This window comes from Spirosoma harenae (assembly GCF_054776975.1).
Genome location: NZ_BAAHBD010000012.1, coordinates 40,806 through 57,063 on the forward strand (window position 1 = coordinate 40,806; position 16,258 = coordinate 57,063).

The following is a 16,258-nucleotide window of genomic DNA, read 5'->3' on the forward strand; positions in this document are numbered from 1 at the left end:
GTTCAATCTTCCCTTACCCGAATAGCCGCGTCTGTAACTTTAACAGTGCGGCTTCGCACGGCCGACGTGATAAAAAATCCAACTCCGTTCCGGCCCGTCGATTTAGTATTGATAATGTTCGTTGGAATATTAGCGGGTGGGGTAGCAAATAATCCACCATTGGTGATCTGGGTTCGGAATTGTTGCCAGAAATCAAAAGCCTCAGCTGAGAGCGAGTGGAGTTCAACCTTCACCTCGTCGTTCATGTTGTACAAACTATCCGGATTGGCAGAACGACGAATGGGCGCGATAAACATCAATCCATCCGTAACGTTATTACTGCCGCTCCGAAATCCTCCATCCTGCGAGGTAATAATGTTGTTTGGTTTATTCTGCAATTCGCCATTTCGGAAGAATCGTACCCGATAATAATCAACGGATTTGGGTAGATCGACAGCATAAAATTCCGCCCTATACCCCTCTCTTGTCGAAAATGGATTGGTTTTGCGTTTGACGAAAATAGTCGAATCGATAGGGGGAACCGGATTTATTTTCGAGCTGGCTTGGTAGGTTTCTCCCTGAAAAGCAATCGTCAACTGGTATGTGCGGCCAACATGCCCAAGTGTATCTTTTCCGGTTGGTTGCCAGATATAATAACCGTCATTATCCGGATCTAAAAAAGCGTATTTCTTACCTGTATTGTCGGTTACCATCACGGTTGCGCTGGTTGCGGCTGGTGGTGTACTATTATCGAAATAAGCCGCCGATTGGGTAAGTCGAATCGTTTGCGGACCGGGCTGATCGGTTAAGAGCGCATCGACTGATAACTGCGTAGGCCCAGTATCGAGTTTTGCGTCAATAACTGTTGTACAACTATTTAGCAGTAAGACAGCACTGAACAGATATAGGAAAAGAACTGTTTTTTTCATGGTAATGAAGCCATACTTCAGACTACTGTTGTCTAAAATTTAAAGTTGTAGGTCACCGATGGAATGATCGTAGCAAAAACCGAATATCTGATCGCTTCGGTCACACGGGCATTGTCGGGATTTTGCTGGAAATAAACCGAGAACGCATTTTTCCGGGCATATGCATTATAGACTGAGAAAACCCAGTTATCTTCTTTTTTCTTGCCGGGTCGTTTCCGTCCCTGCAAGGTTGCAGCCAGATCAAGCCGGTGATAAGCTGGAATTCGATAATTATTACGCCCATCGATAATCGGAGCAACAAATCCACCGTACTCAAATCGTCCTGTAGGAAAGGTACCGGGTGTACCACTGGCAAGTGTAAATGTGGCTGAGAAATTCCATCGCTTGGCACTGGGTGGATCGAAAAGCAGAACTGACGTCAATGTATGCCGTTTGTCGAAGCGGGTTGGATACCAATCTCCACCATTAATACCGGCCACCTGACGTTCCGTTTTTGCCAGTGTATAGCTGATCCAGCCATTGACGACACCCGTATTTCGTTTCAAATAAAACTCAGCTCCATACGCTCGGCCTTTGCCGTTGAGTAGATCACCTTCCAGGTATTTGTTTAAAATCAGGCTGGCTCCATCAATGTAATCGATCTGATTCTGAAGCCATTTATAATAAACCTCCACCGACGCTTCGAATTCTTTTCCCGAACGACCAAAATTCCTGAAATATCCACCCGCAATCTGATCACCAATCTGTGGTTTGATATTATTGGTCGACGGTGTCCAGATATCCAACGGTGTTGAGGCTGTCGTATTGGAAATCAGGTGGATATATTGCGCTAACCGGTTGTAGCTGAGTTTGATCGAGCTATTATCCGTCAGTTCATATTTAGCTGCGAAGCGTGGTTCCCAATTCCCATATGTCTGAATCGTGCTGGCACCTTTATAGGCAACTGTGGTAAGCACTTCGCGTCTTGTCCCTAAGGCAACGTCGGTCTGAAACGTATAGGCTTCGCCTGGACCCGTATAGTTAAATAATGAATAGCGTAGGCCGTACTGGAGTTGCAGTTGTGGGGTTACCTGCTGTTCGTTACCTATATACAGAGCGGCTTCGAGCGCATGTTTATTCTCGATACCGAAGGAGCGAACAGCTCCTGCGCTGGCAGCAGTCGCCGTACCAGGCTGAAAATCATGCACAATTGCCTGCCCACCAAACGTAATTGTGTTTTTACCCAACGCAAGCGAAAAATCGGGCTTTATACTGTAATCAACTATACGTGAGTCGGTTCTGAAGAAATCGTTGGGCCTTTTCTGCTTCAAATCCGTGTTTAGCGAGTAATCGTAGTTGCTGTAATAAGCCGTCGTATTTAAAAACAGTCGATCATTGAATACGTGATTCCAGCGTGCCGATAACGTTGTATTTCCCCAGTTAAAGCCAAAGTCAGATCCGAAGACATCGCGTCCTAAATAGCCGGAAAGGAACACGGTATTTTTATCGTTGATACGATAATTACCTTTTGCCGTCAGGTCGTAAAAGTAGAATTTAGCGCCTTTTAGATCATTGTTCAGAAATGGTTGCGCCAGAATGTCCGCATACGACCGTCGGGCCGCTACAATAAATGACCCTTTCCCTTTAAATAAGGGCCGCTCGTAGGATAATCGGCTAAAAATCAACCCAATTCCACCATTCAATTCAGGTTTCTTAGCATTTCCTTCTTTCAATCGAACATCTAGAATTGAGGCAATTCGTCCGCCATAATTAGAGGGGATACCGCCCTTAATCAGCTTTACATCTTTTACAGCGTCTGGATTAAAGACCGAAAAGAAACCAAAAAGGTGAGAAGAATTATAGACTGGCGCTTCATCCAGCAAGACCAGATTCTGATCGATACTTCCGCCCCGCACATTAAATCCGGTGGCCCCCTCTCCTACCGTCGAAACGCCGGGTAGCAACTGAATACTCCGAATCACATCGACCTCGCCCAATAGTGCCGGAATTCGCTGCAATGTTTTTACGTCAATCCGGTTAACGCTCATCTCGATACTCTTAACGTTATCGTCTTCCCGATTGGCCGAAACGACCACTTCCTGCAAATCTTTTCCTTCCTGACTCAATTCCAGATCAAGGCGCAGATTGCGATCCGTCAGATCAACGATTTTGGTTTGTTTGGCATAACCGACATAGCTGATTATCAGATTATAATTACCAGGAGGTAACGTAACGGCGTAAAATCCGTAGCTATTGGTAACGGCGCCCGTTCCGGTTTCTTTTACATAGATCGATACGCCGATCAACCCTTCGCCATTAGTCGCGTCCTTGATGTAGCCGCTAACGGTCAGCGCAGCAGCTCGGCCCGCCTTTTCCTGAAGGTTTATTGCATTCGTGTTCGATTGGGCCTGACTTTGTTGCAGCGTTAGTGTAACGCTAAATAAGCCGTACAGCCAAAACAGTAAGGTATTTTTCATTCCATTATCAATAGATTGCGTACCTCTGGGAAGGCACGATCAGGTTGCTCCAATGATAACGTAAAGGTACACCTCCAGGTAGGTGGTTTTGTATAAAATTAGATAAACCTGCTAAATCAGAGGCTGAACGGCCCCGATTGCAGGACAAAACCAATATAATTTACTCGAATCAATTACTGAGCCCGAATAACCGGAATCAGTTTCTGTAGTTCCTCGAATCGTTTTTTATCGGGTTTGACGTCGGCATTAGGCAACTTTTTTAGCTCTTCGATGATAATACGGCCAACAATCAGGCGCATATTCTTCTTATCATCGGCCGGAATAATGTACCAGGGTGCTTTATCCGTAGCCGTTTCGTTGACACACATCTCGTAAGCGTCTTGATAGTCATCCCAGAAATCGCGTTCTTTTACATCGCCTTCTTCAAACTTCCAGTTTTTTTCCGCGTCCTCAATACGAGCAATGAGCCGTTCGGCCTGTTCATCTTTAGAGACATGTAGAAAAAATTTTACTGTCGGGAAGCCGTTCCTATGCAGAAAGATTTCCATATTTCGAATTGCTTCGTAACGATGTTTAAAAAGCTTCTCCAAATCCTCGGTTGACTTTTCGGGCAAACGCTGGCTCTGGGTCAAAATCTCCGGATGTACTTTTACGACCAGTACTTCTTCATAATACGATCGATTGAAAATACCGATCATACCCCGCTCAGGTAATTCACGCCAACTGCGCCAGAGGAAATCGTGATCGAGCTCCTGATCCGTTGGTCGTTTAAACGAATAGACACGTATACCCGCCGGATTCGTACCCGTAAATACATGCTGAATTGTCCCATCTTTTCCGGCAGCATCCAACGCCTGAAAGACGGTCAATAATCCATATCGGTTGTCGGCATATAGTTTCTCCTGCAACTTGTCGATTTCCGCAGCCTGTTGCCGTAACAAGGCTTCGTAATGTTCATCATCTTCGTACAGATCATCAACTTTCGTTGGCGCTTTTTTAATTTTTAGAGGTTTATCACCGTCGTAACGGAAGCGGTCGGTATCGAAATCTTTCACAGGAATGGAGGTAAACTTTACGTAGCTCACTTACGTTAAGTGATCAGGCAAATTAACCGAATTAAATCTATAAGGTTTCGAAACGTTACAGGTTTATAGCATCCATAGATATGACAAATACGCAATCTGATAATCTGGCAAAAGCAACCTTTGGAACAGGATGTTTCTGGTGTACAGAAGCCGTTTACGAATCACTCAACGGCATTATTTCGGTCGTTTCTGGGTATGAAGGCGGCCACAAGCCACATCCAACGTATAAAGAAGTTTGCACAGGTACAACAGGCCATGCCGAATGTGTTGAAGTGACTTACGATCCAACGATAATTTCGTATCAGGAATTACTGCAAGCGTTTTTTCGTAGCCACGACCCAACCACGCTCAACCGCCAGGGAAATGATATTGGTACACAGTACCGATCTGTAATCTTTTACCATAACGATGAGCAGAAACAACTGGCAGAAACCATAAAAGCCGAATTAGATAAGTCAGGTGCTTACAATGATCCGATTGTAACGGAAATTACGCCCGCTGAGACATTCTATAAAGCAGAGGAGTATCACCAACATTACTTTGCAAATAATCCGAATCAAGGATATTGTGCCTTTGTTGTGGCTCCCAAAGTGGACAAATTCCGCAAAGTCTTTAAGGATAAATTGAAACCCGAGATAAACTCTCTGGCCAATCACTAATACCCAAGTTAAGCCCCTGAAAATGGGGCTTTTTTATTGATATCTATCTGGACAGTACTCGCTTATTATTAGCTTGTTTAAGTATAGATGTATTGGTTTGAAAGCTGACGTATCAAGCTTATTTATTTAGACATATCTATGACATTCCTGCACGGCTGGACGACGGCCTAATCTGGGCGCGCCAATACATTATCCTGCCGACTACTTTGTGGATTTCAGCCTGCTATTCCGAGCTGATCACCGAATGCCTACGATTACGCATAGTCATATTGCACTATATCTGTCTTCAACTGTTCAAGAATATAGTATCGCTTCTCGTTTTTAATAACTCTCCATTTCTCTTCGACCATTTTTGTCTGACACCTTTGGCTCTATCAAATGCCTAAAATTGCTTCTTAGGCTAATCAATAGCTCTTTTACAGCTCCTTATCTTAAAAAATCGAGAAAGATTACAGAGCAAATGATTAATCTAACAGCGCCGAAATAGTTGAGAAAACAGGCTAAGTCACTGGCGTTAATTAATTTTAATTAATTTTTAATGGTCATTTTCTCCGAAAAAGACTCAGTGTGGCCAACGTCATAATTCACGACTTCAACGTAGTCAATCACCACCGCTTAGTAAACAAATAGTGACAATTTCAGCTAAAAAGAGCTAGTATTTTATATTTTATTTGATTATCAGTTCATTCTATATCAAGCAGTTAACTTATATAATCAATAAACAACCAGGATTTTATCTAGCTATTAAAGCAGATAACAGGCTATTAGCTAAATAGTACTATTGTACTATATCTTTTTGTGTAAACTATTCGTGTTGATACATATTATCTACAAAAAGTACAAAACATAAGATTATGCATTGGCTTCAATTAACTAGAAATGGATTTTTGTTCATGTGACCTATTCAAATAAGCATAGTCTTATTAGTAAGTGAATGCAATCAATTGATGCTTTCGCCCTACTGTAAACTTGAACTTAAACATGAAACGTACAATTACCCTCTTCAGCTTCTGGCTGTTGACTACTCTTGTAGTCGCCAACGGATTACCTAAATTTCGTCGCATCTCCGGTTACGTTTTTGAACAAGGCAGCCAAACTCCTCTCGTCGGCGTCAACGTTCACACCAGCGATAATAAAGCAGGAATCATTACAGACAGCAAAGGATACTTCTCATTATCGATCCCCGCTTCGGCAAACGTTCAATTAACTTTTTCATTTGTTGGTTTCACATCTGTAAACCAAACCGTTAAACCAACACAGACAAATGAACTGACCGTATATCTGTCAGCAGGTCAGATGCTTCAGGAGCAAGTAGTTAAGGTAACCAATCGGCCCAACATCAGTGCGAATCCACAGATGAGCACCATTAGCCTGTCAATGGAGAAATTGGATAAAATGCCCATGCTCTTCGGCGAGAAAGATGTGATGAAAATGCTCCAACTGATGCCTGGCGTTCAGAAAGGATCAGAAGGTAATGCAGGCTTGTACGTTCGCGGTGGGGCTCCCGATCAGAATCTGGTTCTATTAGATAATGCACCGATCTATAATCCCAATCACTTATTAGGTATTTTCTCTGCCTTCAACGGCGATGCGTTAAAGCGCGTTGATTTGACCAAAGGTGGCTTCCCTGCTCGTTTCGGAGGTCGGCTATCGTCGGTTATTGAGTTAACCACTAAAGATGGTTCAACCGATGGCTTCCACGGCGAAGTTTCGGGTGGTCTGATCGCTTCTCGTGTAAGCCTGAGTGCCCCACTGGGCAAACGGGTGTCGTTTATGGTAGCTGGACGTCGTACGTATATTGATATGATTACCGGCCTTTTAGAGAAGAAAGCCGCCGATCAGCCCACTCTAAAAACCTATTTCTACGATGCCAACGCCAAATTGACCATCCAGGCTAGCGATAACGACAAAATCTACATCAGCGGCTACGCCAGCCGGGATAAATTCAGCAATAACCGTAGCAATAGTATCCCTTTACAATCTGACCTTCAATGGGCTAACCAGGCTGGTAGTGTGCGCTGGAGCCATGTTGGTTCAAAAGGCTCTAGCTCGAACCTGTCGCTTCTCTATAGCTCCTACAAGCTAGGTGTAAAAGATCAGCAGGCTGTTAACAACAACAATCAGGTTAGCGCATACACACTGAATTATCAGTCGAGCATCCAGGATTTAGGTCTGAAATATGATTTCAATAAATACATCAATACCCATCATCAACTAGCGTTTGGTGTTCAGACTACTGGCCACCAGTTCAACCCACAGGCTTACGTAACATCGAGCCACGAAGAAGGAACTACGACTGATCAAACGGTGAACGCTCTTGAGTCAGGTGCCTATTTCGAGCATACCTGGAGCCCAAGCGATCGGTTCACGCTTAATACGGGCATTCGGGTGAGCGGCTATTCGGTCCTGAAATCGGATAGTCTATCTAAATCAAGTGATTCAGCGTCAACGATGTATGTTCGTCCAGAGCCTCGTCTGTCGATGGTTTATCACGCCACCCCTACGCTTTCTTTCAAAGCCTCTTACGCCCTGATGAATCAGTACATGCACCTGTTGTCGAGTTCAGGTGTTGGTTTATCGGCTGATTTATGGGTACCTACGGTTGGCAATATCAAGCCACAACAATCGCAGCAAGTAGCGTTCGGTATCGCCAAAGACTTTACCAAAGCTGGTATGTCGCTAACGGTGGAAGGCTATTACAAGAAGATGAATCAGTTGCTGAGCTACAAAGAAGGTGCTAGTTTCCTTTCGACAGACGCGGCTGGCAACGTAAATTCGACGGGCTGGACGAATAATGTAACGAATGGTCAAGGTCATTCATATGGTGCGGAAGTATTGCTGCAAAAACAAGCTGGCCGATTGTCAGGATGGATTGGCTACACGTTGTCTTGGACCGAATGGCAATTCAACGACTTAAATGGTGGCAAGCCATTCTTCCCTCGTTACGACCGTCGTCATGATGCTTCGATTGTAGCCATGTATGATCTGACGCCATCCATCTCTTTCTCAGCCTCCTGGGTATATGGCACAGGAAATGCGCTGACGCTGCCTATCGCCCGTTATTCAGGTTATTCTGATCAAGGTCCGGTTTCCTCTACTGCACCGAATATCAAAGAGTATGGTGATCGGAACAGTTTCCGTGCCGAAGCATATCACCGCCTGAACATGAGCGTACGCTTTACCAAAAAGCGGTCTAGCTTCGAGCGAATTTGGGAGGTTGGTGTCTATAACGCTTACAATCGCCACAATGCCTTCCTGTACTCGCTGGAAGGAAAAGATCAGGGCCAGGGCCTTCCTTCAAAAACAGTCTTGTATAAATACTCGCTGTTCCCAGTGTTGCCGTCGGTAAGCTACACAGTTCGTTTTTAATCATCATCAACAGTCTACTAAGAGACTCGTCTCACCCGATTTCATGATTTCCTTCACTAAAAAAATGCTGTTGCTTTTTTTAGCAACCTCCTTAGTTGCCTGTAGTTTCAACCAGCAAGAAATCACCCCCGATCAACTAAGCACCGAAACCGCTAAATTGACCGTCGCTTGCTTCATCTCCCCACAGGATACCCTGCTCACCGCCAAAGTCAGCCGATCAAGGCCCGTACTGGACAACAATGCTGCCCAAGCCGTCGATATTGCCAATGCTACTGTTACCCTCTCCAATGGCAGCACGACAGTCAATCTGATTTACAACGCTTCGCAATCGCAATACACCATCAAAGCCAAAAGAATGCCTATCCAAGCGGGCAGTACGTATATACTCACCGTTAGCACACCTGATGGCAAGCAGGTTACCGCTACCACCACTGTGCCAACTCAAATTCCGCTCAAAAATATCCGGATTGACTCCACCTCACAGTCGACCGCTACTCAGAAGGTGTTCCGGGCCATCGGCTGCTGGGACAATCAATCGGGTGCTTATTTCCGCCTGAAAGGGATGGTACAGGGCATCAGCCAAACGGCTCCTCTTACTGCATCCTACGGCACACCAAGTCCCATTTCATTTATGAGCGCCACGAACTCGATGGGTTTGTTGACCTGTGGCCGCCAGGATAAAAGTCTGGCGATGGCAGCCACGTTGGGGGATGGCAGCTTTAAAAAGAACAATCGATCGACGCTGATCAGTGTGTCTTTGTTGCATGTGGATGAAGCGTATTATCACTATCATCTGGCGCTGAATCAGCAGCTACAGGCGTCGGAAAACCCGTTTGCGGAGTCGGTGACGATTCCCAGCAACATTCAGGGTGGTCTGGGCTGCTTCGGCAGCTACAATCTCTCACCCTTAGCTTTGGTGATCAGGTAAGGTGTGGGCGCTGCACCACTTCAGCGCCAAATGTCAAGTTTACATAATCAAACATACCCTTGCCAATGGTGAGGGTTTTGTTTTATACATACCAACTAAGGCTATCAATGAATTACCAAGAAAATCTTTACAGAGGTATCAAAGCGCTATAATGGTTGAAATAATGGCGTTGCGACTTATTTGGTAAAATTTTATTCTTATTGGTACCCTTAATTAATTCATATCTTTGTACTGTTTTGAGAATCAAAGTAGTATTACCGCCACTTCGATTCTTAAGGATAAATTGAAACCGTAAATCAACTCGATAGCAAATCACGAATAGTCTTCCACATTAAACATAGCTATGTTATGCACTTCTTTCGTCCGCATTAGGTAATCACCTAATGCACAATGGCAAGAACACACAAGTACACTGACAAGTATCCGACCCAAGCGGTAAAAAAGTCGATAGAGCGACATCCTCGGTATTGGTTATGGCCTGTCCCACGTTGGTATTGTAAACTCAAACAACGTAAAGATCGGGCACACAACAAACAGGAATTATACCGGGTAGTCCGAGGTAAAACCGATGACTGTTTTCGCTATCAGCATCGGCACTCGGCCCGTTGGGAGTACTGGTAAACAAAAGCCCTGATACCTACCACGTATCAGGGCTTTTGTCGTAATTGATAGTAAGGCTAGAGTTTGATAAAAGGAAAAGTGGCTGTGTTTTGAGTGAAATAAGGCCGCTGATTTTTTTTCGAAAACTGTACGGCGTCGAGGTCTGGCAGCTCGTTCTGCATACCATTCCAGGCAGGTTCGGTCGCATAACCCTCGTACTGATTTTTTCCTGTTGAAAGCAGTACAAGCGTCGTTAATCCACGACCGTTGCCATCAAAAGGCCCATTCCGCAGCGTAAATAGAAAATCGGATCGATGATCACCATTCAGATCGCGGTTATCCGATAACATGACATCAATAATATCATATTGATCAAAACCAATCTGTTTGACTAGTGGGCCAGCTAGTTGCCGTGCAGTACGGACAGGCACATTCCGACCCATTAGCGTATCGCGTACGATGGGAATATAATCTAATGGCTGACGAGGTTGACTCAGAGATTGCTGTCGTCTCTCCCAGGCTATCATATCAGAATCGTTATTGGCGGTTGAATCCACACTGACATCAGGTTGCTCCTTAGAAAGATGCTCGTTGGTTTCGCGTTCAATTGTAGTGGAAGCCTGCTCGCTGCCTGATGATTGGCAGCCCAAAAATAGTAAACCTAAGAAAAGCGTAGCCCAAGTAAGGCTTAGGCAGGTAATTTTCATGGTGAGGATAAGGTTTTCAACTATACAAACACACAAAACTATCATTTATTCGAGGGAGATTGACTACTATATCCATAGTATCGCAGCTTGTTTGTTTTAAGAATAGATTGAAACTTAAAGTCGCTCATTAACAATGAGATCCATCATATTTTTTCTTTTTTAGTTCCTCAATAGTGAGGAGCTTTTTTAGTGTAGTTGTACGTCTGAATTAAAAAGCATTAAAAATAACTTATTGAAAGTGAGATATTTAATCAAAATATATTTAGAATACACTATAGGTTATATATTTCTGTTTGTTATGTTTGTCGCACAATCTATCAGATGACCGATTAATAAGAGGTGCGCGCTGGTGTTTGTTAGGCCCACATATTCGCTTTTAATTTGTCCTAAATTTTAACATAAATCAGTTTCGTCAAATGAAAAAAATCCACTTTTCTATTTTATTGGTTCTTGGCCTGTTAGCCGGTACTCAATCGTTTGCACAGTATAAAGTTGACAAAGGAACCAAGTTAATTAATCTCGGTATTGGTGTTGGTGGTTGGGCAAGTGCGGGTGGTATTGCCTTCGGTGCTTCTGCCGATTTCGGTGTTGCTCCAAACATCACGGTCGGTGGCCAGGTAGCTTATCGTAGCTTCAATTATGGCTATCTTGGTTACAATGATAAAATCAACTATTTATACTTTGCAGCTCGAGGCTCTTATCACTTCAACGAAATATTAAACCTAAGCACTGATAAGGCTGATCTGTATGCAGGTATTGGTTTAGGCTACGAGAGTGTTAGTTACAGCTCTAGCTTCGGTACAGGTTTTAACACGTTTGGCAGCGGTGTGTTTGTACCCGTACACCTTGGTGGCCGCTACTTCTTCAGTGAGAAAGTAGGTGGTTTTGCTGAATTAGGAACAGGTATTGCTCCGCTTATGCTGGGTATTACGTTCGGTTTGTAAGCAAGCATTTTCCATACGAAAAAGGGCTAGCCTGAATCAGGCTAGCCCTTTTTCGTATGGAATACTAGTTAACTTTTTCCCTAAACTTTCTTCGGATCGGGATGCACATACGGTGAACGGTAATCCCGTGCGAGCATTTTAGTGGCTTCCTTATCGCCAACCACTTCGCGTTTGACGGGATCATATACCATTGGTCGGCCCGTTTTCATCGCCATGTTGGCCAAAATGCAGCTCGCTGTTGAGATGTGCCCTTCTTCGATGTCAGCAATAGGGCGAGAATTTTTCTCGATGGCATCCAGGAAGTTGAGCATGTGCAGGCGCGTAGCTGGTGCTGCGTTCAATTCAATTTTCGGATTGGTATCTTCGGTTACATCTTCTGGATATTTTTCCTTTTCATAAACAACATCCAGGTGAACTTTCTCTCCACCTTTGCCCTCTGGGATAAAGTCACATTGCATTGTACTTCCCCATAGGGTTCCTTTTTCGCCATACAGCGTAAACGACCAGGGATAGTCAGGGTTATTTGCTGTGCCCCAGGTTTTGTGATGCCATACGCAGTTCAACTCATCATATTCAAATAGAGCCGATTGCGTATCAGAGATATTTGATTTCCCTTCTTTCTGCACGTAAATACCACCATGCGAGCTGATGCGCTTGGGCCACTTAAGGTTCAACATCCAGCGAACGGTATCGAGCATGTGAACGCACATATCGCCGGTAATGCCGTTACCGTATTCCATAAACGTCCGCCACCAACGTACGTGTGGCAAGCCATCGTAAGGACGCAGCGGAGCTGGGCCTGTCCACATGTTGTAATCCAGGAAGTCAGGAACAGCCTGTACGGGTGGATTACCATTGTTCCGCATGTGTAAATCGCAGGACATTTCTACGTGCGATATTTTACCCAGCATGCCCGAATCGACGAACCGTTTTTTGGCTTCGATCAGGTGTGGTGTACTTTTCCGTTGCGTACCGACCTGAACCACTTTATTGTATTTGCGAGCTGCGGCTACCATGGCTTCACCTTCCATAACATCCACACTAATTGGCTTTTGTACGTACACATTCGCTCCCGCTTTTACGCAATCGATCATCTGCAAAGCATGCCAATGGTCAGGCGTACCAATCAGGACAATGTCTAATTGATTTTCAGCCAGCATCTTCTGATAATCGCCGTACAGTTTAGGCGTTTTACCCGATTTTTGCCGTTGACTCACCAATTTGGCCGCTCCTGCCAGCATATTTTTATCAACATCGCAAAGGGCAACAACATCAACGGGTGCCACTTGGATTAGGCGCAACAAATCACTCTTACCATACCAGCCCGTACCAATCAATGCTACGCGATAGGCTTTCGGTGGGTTAATTAAATCCAGCCCCCTAGCTCCAAACGATGACAGAGCAAGAGAAGCCGTAGTACCTTGTATAAAACGACGACGGTTGATATTGAAATTATGCATGCAAGTTGAGAGTTTAGGCAGCAGTGCCGGGGTTAAATGAACTGGTTATTTTAAAAGTGCCATCACCGCATCATCCCCTACTACAGCTCGGGCTGGGCGCGGGTGTTCAGCAGTAAATACCTGTAAAGCAGTGGGTTCTAATATTGTATTGGGAGATTCATCAATTTGCCCATCTTTCTGCACTTTGGCTAAATCTAATTTCAGGTGTTTAGCCAGAAAGCCATAAGCTGCGATTCGTTTATTAGGACCATAATCGTGCCCTTCGGTCGGCAAATGCACATTTTCGACCCGATCTTTCGCATTGTAATACCCATAGATGTTCTGGATATACGGGTATTCTACATTGGGCGTATTCTTGGTCCAATCCTTTCCGTCCGATACAAGCAACATCGGTCGCGGAGCGGCCAGAGCGGCAATTTCTACGTTGCTGGTCTGATGCGTCGGTCGTTTATGAATGGGCATGCCGCTTTCGCAGACACAGCCGCCAAAAAAATGAGCGGATACCATCACGACAGGTACCGATACTTTTATCCGCGGATCAAGTGCCGTGAGCACAAACGTTTGCGTTCCTCCGCCCGATTCTCCCGACATGGCAATTCGGTCAGGATCGACATCAGGTAGGCTAGTCAAAAAATCTAATGACCGCATTCCATTCAATGTCTGTAGTTTTAGCGCTTCCGGAAGTTTATGCTCGGTTTGCTTTGAATCACCGTAGCCAATCATATCATACGCAAATACAACGGCTCCCATTCGGGCTAGTGTAGCACCCCGTTGTTGCGTATATTCCATTAGACGATTATTCTGATTAGCTCCGTGTCCATGCGGGCAAAGTATACCCGGTGATTTCCCCGTCGCGTTCAAGGGGCGATATAAATTACCTGTTACGAATACCCCCGGCAAGCTTTCAAAAGCGACATTTTCGACTGTATAGCCATTCATTTTTCGTAGACTATGCCGAATCGGTTGAAGCGGAGCAAATTTAGGCTTTTCAGGCAATTTCATTCCCTCGCGTATACCTTTCCGAATCATGTCAGCACGCTTCTCCCAACTTGCCTTATCATGATATGTACTGGCAAACGTTTTCAACGCATTTGCGCCCTGTTCTTCGGTGAAATAAGCGCCCTGGCATAAATCGGGTCGGGCAGGATTTGGCTGTGCTATTAGACTCGCCAATCCGCTCAGATAACCAACAACAAAATATCGAATACGCATGACGCACTGTTAGAATAGAGTAGCAAAATCCAAAGATGACTTTCGCAAACTCTTACTCCTTCAACTATCGGAAGGCAGCAAAAAACCTGTTTTAGCGGGGAATATCTCCCCGCTTGAGCGCTTTTACCGCATAATCGGCAGCTCGGGCAGAGAGCGCCATGTAGGTCAATGAAGGATTCTGGCAAGGCGACGAAGTCATACTAGCCCCATCGGTGCAGAACACATTTTTGACAAGGTGATGCTGGTTAAACTTGTTGAATACCGAGTTTTTCGGCGATGTCCCCATGCGAGCGGTTCCCATTTCATGAATGCTTAGTCCCGGATGCGCCTGGCTATCAAACCCACCAATATTGGAGAAACCCGCTTTTTCGAGCATGAGCACAGCTTGATCATGTGCGTCTTTGCGCATGAGTGTTTCGTTTTCACGATAATGTACATCCATTTTCAGAACGGGTTGCCCCCATTTGTCCTTGACTTCATCCGTCAAATACACACGATTGTCTTCATAGGGCATACATTCACCAAAGGCATCCAGCGTAATTTTCCACGTACCAAACTGCGTGGCTTTTTCTTTAAAATCAGCCCCAAACCCCTCTTCATGATAGGCATGCTCCCAGTTTTCCCGGTTCGTATAGACTTCAAATCCATATCCTCGCTTGAATGGCTGGTTTGGCTGATTAGGCAGGTTCCGAAATCGCGGAATGTACAATCCTGCCGGATGGCGACCATAATAGTATTTATCCAGATCGTGGTCGTAATCAGCCGTAGCGCCAACGTGAAAATGATGATCCATCAGATTTCGGCCTAGTTGACCGCTATCGTCCATCCCATTCGGAAATCGGCGCGATTTGGAATTCATCAGAATATAGGTCGAGCCTAATGCCGATGCATTCAGGAAAATAATGCTGGCCTTAAACTCATGCCATTGGTGCGTTTGCTCGTCAATAACCCGAACGCCCGTTGCCCTTCCGGTTTTCTCATCATAAATAATCGAGTTGACAATAGAATGTGGCCGAACTGTGAGCCGCTTGGTTCGTCGGGCAGCGGGCAACGTAGCTGATTGCGTACTGAAATAAGCGCCGTACGGACAACCGCGCATACACAGGTTCCTGTACTGGCATTTAGCGCGGCCCAACGCCATTTGTTCCTGAGTTGGAGCTGTCAGGTGAGCGGCTCTTGCTGAAATAACTTTGCGATCAGGGAATTGACCGTTCACCGATTTTCGAAAATGCTGCTCGACGCAATTGTCGGGCATAGCCGGTTGAAATAGGCCATCGGGCAAGTGCGGTAATCCATCGCGATTTCCAGCAATTCCGGCAAATTTCTCCACGTAATCGTACCAGGGGGCAATGTCTTTATAGCGAATAGGCCAATCCGTCGCAATTCCTTCTTTGGCATTCGCTTCAAAATCCATATCCGAGAAGCGAAAGGAATAGCGTCCCCACATTAGTGAGCGCCCGCCCACGTGATAGCCCCGAATCCAGTCAAACGGTTTTTCTTCGACGTACGGATTTTCCAGATCGTTAACAAAATGCTGATGCGTTGCTTCGGTAATCGAAAAACCCGTTCGGTTCTGGACTGGATACCGCTTCAATAGATCCTGTGGCATGGCCTGGTTATGATGTGGAAACTCCCAGGGCGCTTTTGTTGCGGTATGGTAATCCGTAACGTGCTCGATCATGCGCCCACGTTCCAGAAGTAAAACATTTAAGCCCTTCTCGCTAAGCTCTTTCGCCGACCAACCTCCGCTAATTCCAGAACCGACAACAATAGCATCAAAATTTTTCCCGGCTGGGATAGGAGGTTCCTGGGCTAGCTTTTGGGTATTCATACAAGTATTAACAAGTAGGGTTTATCGATTTGCCTCGATTAAGGACTCAATTAGAGTAACGAAAAATGAATAGGAAGTCATCAGTTTAAATTTTTATCG

General features: G+C 45.1%; 12 protein-coding genes. 5 read left to right on the plus strand and 7 right to left on the minus strand.

Annotated features, from left to right (window positions below; translation table 11 throughout):
- Positions 1 to 2 precede the first annotated feature (2 nt).
- From ACYVE4_RS17965 to ACYVE4_RS17975, 3 genes are all read right to left on the minus strand, one after another.
- Positions 3 to 908, minus strand: a complete 906-nt coding sequence (locus tag ACYVE4_RS17965) for a DUF4249 domain-containing protein (protein WP_461041574.1) — start codon at positions 906 to 908, stop codon at positions 3 to 5.
- Between the two features lie 32 nt (positions 909 to 940).
- Complete coding sequence (locus tag ACYVE4_RS17970) at positions 941 to 3,364, minus strand: TonB-dependent receptor (RefSeq protein ID WP_461041575.1); 2,424 nt, start codon at positions 3,362 to 3,364, stop codon at positions 941 to 943.
- 173 nt (positions 3,365 to 3,537) lie between these two features.
- Positions 3,538 to 4,419, minus strand: coding sequence for a PPK2 family polyphosphate kinase (locus ACYVE4_RS17975; RefSeq protein ID WP_461041576.1), 882 nt, complete (start codon positions 4,417 to 4,419; stop codon positions 3,538 to 3,540).
- A 110-nt stretch (positions 4,420 to 4,529) separates the two neighbouring features.
- Here ACYVE4_RS17975 and msrA point away from each other — a divergent pair, with 110 nt between their 5' ends.
- From msrA to ACYVE4_RS17995, 4 genes are all read left to right on the plus strand, one after another.
- Positions 4,530 to 5,108: a peptide-methionine (S)-S-oxide reductase MsrA gene (gene msrA, locus ACYVE4_RS17980; RefSeq protein WP_461041577.1), complete on the plus strand. Its 579-nt coding sequence runs from the start codon at positions 4,530 to 4,532 to the stop codon at positions 5,106 to 5,108.
- 981 nt (positions 5,109 to 6,089) lie between these two features.
- Positions 6,090 to 8,477, plus strand: coding sequence for a TonB-dependent receptor (locus ACYVE4_RS17985; RefSeq protein WP_461041578.1), 2,388 nt, complete (start codon positions 6,090 to 6,092; stop codon positions 8,475 to 8,477).
- 43 nt (positions 8,478 to 8,520) lie between these two features.
- Positions 8,521 to 9,405 carry a DUF4249 domain-containing protein gene (locus ACYVE4_RS17990; RefSeq protein WP_461041579.1) on the plus strand — a complete coding sequence of 295 codons (885 nt, stop codon included), beginning with the start codon at positions 8,521 to 8,523 and terminating at the stop codon, positions 9,403 to 9,405.
- A 390-nt stretch (positions 9,406 to 9,795) separates the two neighbouring features.
- Complete coding sequence (locus ACYVE4_RS17995) at positions 9,796 to 10,026, plus strand: hypothetical protein (protein WP_461041580.1); 231 nt, start codon at positions 9,796 to 9,798, stop codon at positions 10,024 to 10,026.
- 56 nt (positions 10,027 to 10,082) lie between these two features.
- Here ACYVE4_RS17995 and ACYVE4_RS18000 read toward each other — a convergent pair whose 3' ends face one another.
- Entirely contained in the window at positions 10,083 to 10,712 is a 630-nt protein-coding gene (locus tag ACYVE4_RS18000) for a hypothetical protein (protein ID WP_461041581.1), read from the minus strand.
- Between the two features lie 416 nt (positions 10,713 to 11,128).
- On the opposite strand from ACYVE4_RS18000, the gene ACYVE4_RS18005 reads away from it, so the two are divergent.
- On the plus strand, positions 11,129 to 11,656 hold the full coding sequence (locus tag ACYVE4_RS18005) for a hypothetical protein (RefSeq protein WP_461041582.1): 528 nt from the start codon (positions 11,129 to 11,131) through the stop codon (positions 11,654 to 11,656).
- 80 nt (positions 11,657 to 11,736) lie between these two features.
- On the opposite strand, the gene ACYVE4_RS18010 is transcribed toward ACYVE4_RS18005, so the two are convergent.
- From ACYVE4_RS18010 to ACYVE4_RS18020, 3 genes are all read right to left on the minus strand, one after another.
- Positions 11,737 to 13,116, minus strand: coding sequence for a Gfo/Idh/MocA family protein (locus ACYVE4_RS18010; RefSeq protein WP_461041583.1), 1,380 nt, complete (start codon positions 13,114 to 13,116; stop codon positions 11,737 to 11,739).
- Between the two features lie 45 nt (positions 13,117 to 13,161).
- Positions 13,162 to 14,328 (minus strand): alpha/beta hydrolase family protein, encoded by a 1,167-nt coding sequence (locus ACYVE4_RS18015; RefSeq protein WP_461041584.1) that lies wholly within the window; start codon positions 14,326 to 14,328, stop codon positions 13,162 to 13,164.
- 91 nt (positions 14,329 to 14,419) lie between these two features.
- Positions 14,420 to 16,159, minus strand: a complete 1,740-nt coding sequence (locus ACYVE4_RS18020) for a GMC oxidoreductase (protein ID WP_461041585.1) — start codon at positions 16,157 to 16,159, stop codon at positions 14,420 to 14,422.
- Between the last annotated feature and the right edge of the window lie 99 nt (positions 16,160 to 16,258).

Bases quoted from the DNA above. Each gene is read 5' to 3' on its own strand.
- ACYVE4_RS17965 (WP_461041574.1), bottom strand. From the start codon at position 908: ATGAAAAAAACAGTTCTTTTCCTATATCTGTTCAGTGCTGTCTTACTG.
- ACYVE4_RS17970 (WP_461041575.1), bottom strand. From the start codon at position 3,364: ATGAAAAATACCTTACTGTTTTGGCTGTACGGCTTATTTAGCGTTACA.
- msrA (WP_461041577.1), top strand. From the start codon at position 4,530: ATGACAAATACGCAATCTGATAATCTGGCAAAAGCAACCTTTGGAACA.
- ACYVE4_RS17985 (WP_461041578.1), top strand. From the start codon at position 6,090: ATGAAACGTACAATTACCCTCTTCAGCTTCTGGCTGTTGACTACTCTT.
- ACYVE4_RS17990 (WP_461041579.1), top strand. From the start codon at position 8,521: ATGATTTCCTTCACTAAAAAAATGCTGTTGCTTTTTTTAGCAACCTCC.
- ACYVE4_RS17995 (WP_461041580.1), top strand. From the start codon at position 9,796: ATGGCAAGAACACACAAGTACACTGACAAGTATCCGACCCAAGCGGTA.
- ACYVE4_RS18000 (WP_461041581.1), bottom strand. From the start codon at position 10,712: ATGAAAATTACCTGCCTAAGCCTTACTTGGGCTACGCTTTTCTTAGGT.
- ACYVE4_RS18005 (WP_461041582.1), top strand. From the start codon at position 11,129: ATGAAAAAAATCCACTTTTCTATTTTATTGGTTCTTGGCCTGTTAGCC.
- ACYVE4_RS18010 (WP_461041583.1), bottom strand. From the start codon at position 13,116: ATGCATAATTTCAATATCAACCGTCGTCGTTTTATACAAGGTACTACG.
- ACYVE4_RS18015 (WP_461041584.1), bottom strand. From the start codon at position 14,328: ATGCGTATTCGATATTTTGTTGTTGGTTATCTGAGCGGATTGGCGAGT.
- ACYVE4_RS18020 (WP_461041585.1), bottom strand. From the start codon at position 16,159: ATGAATACCCAAAAGCTAGCCCAGGAACCTCCTATCCCAGCCGGGAAA.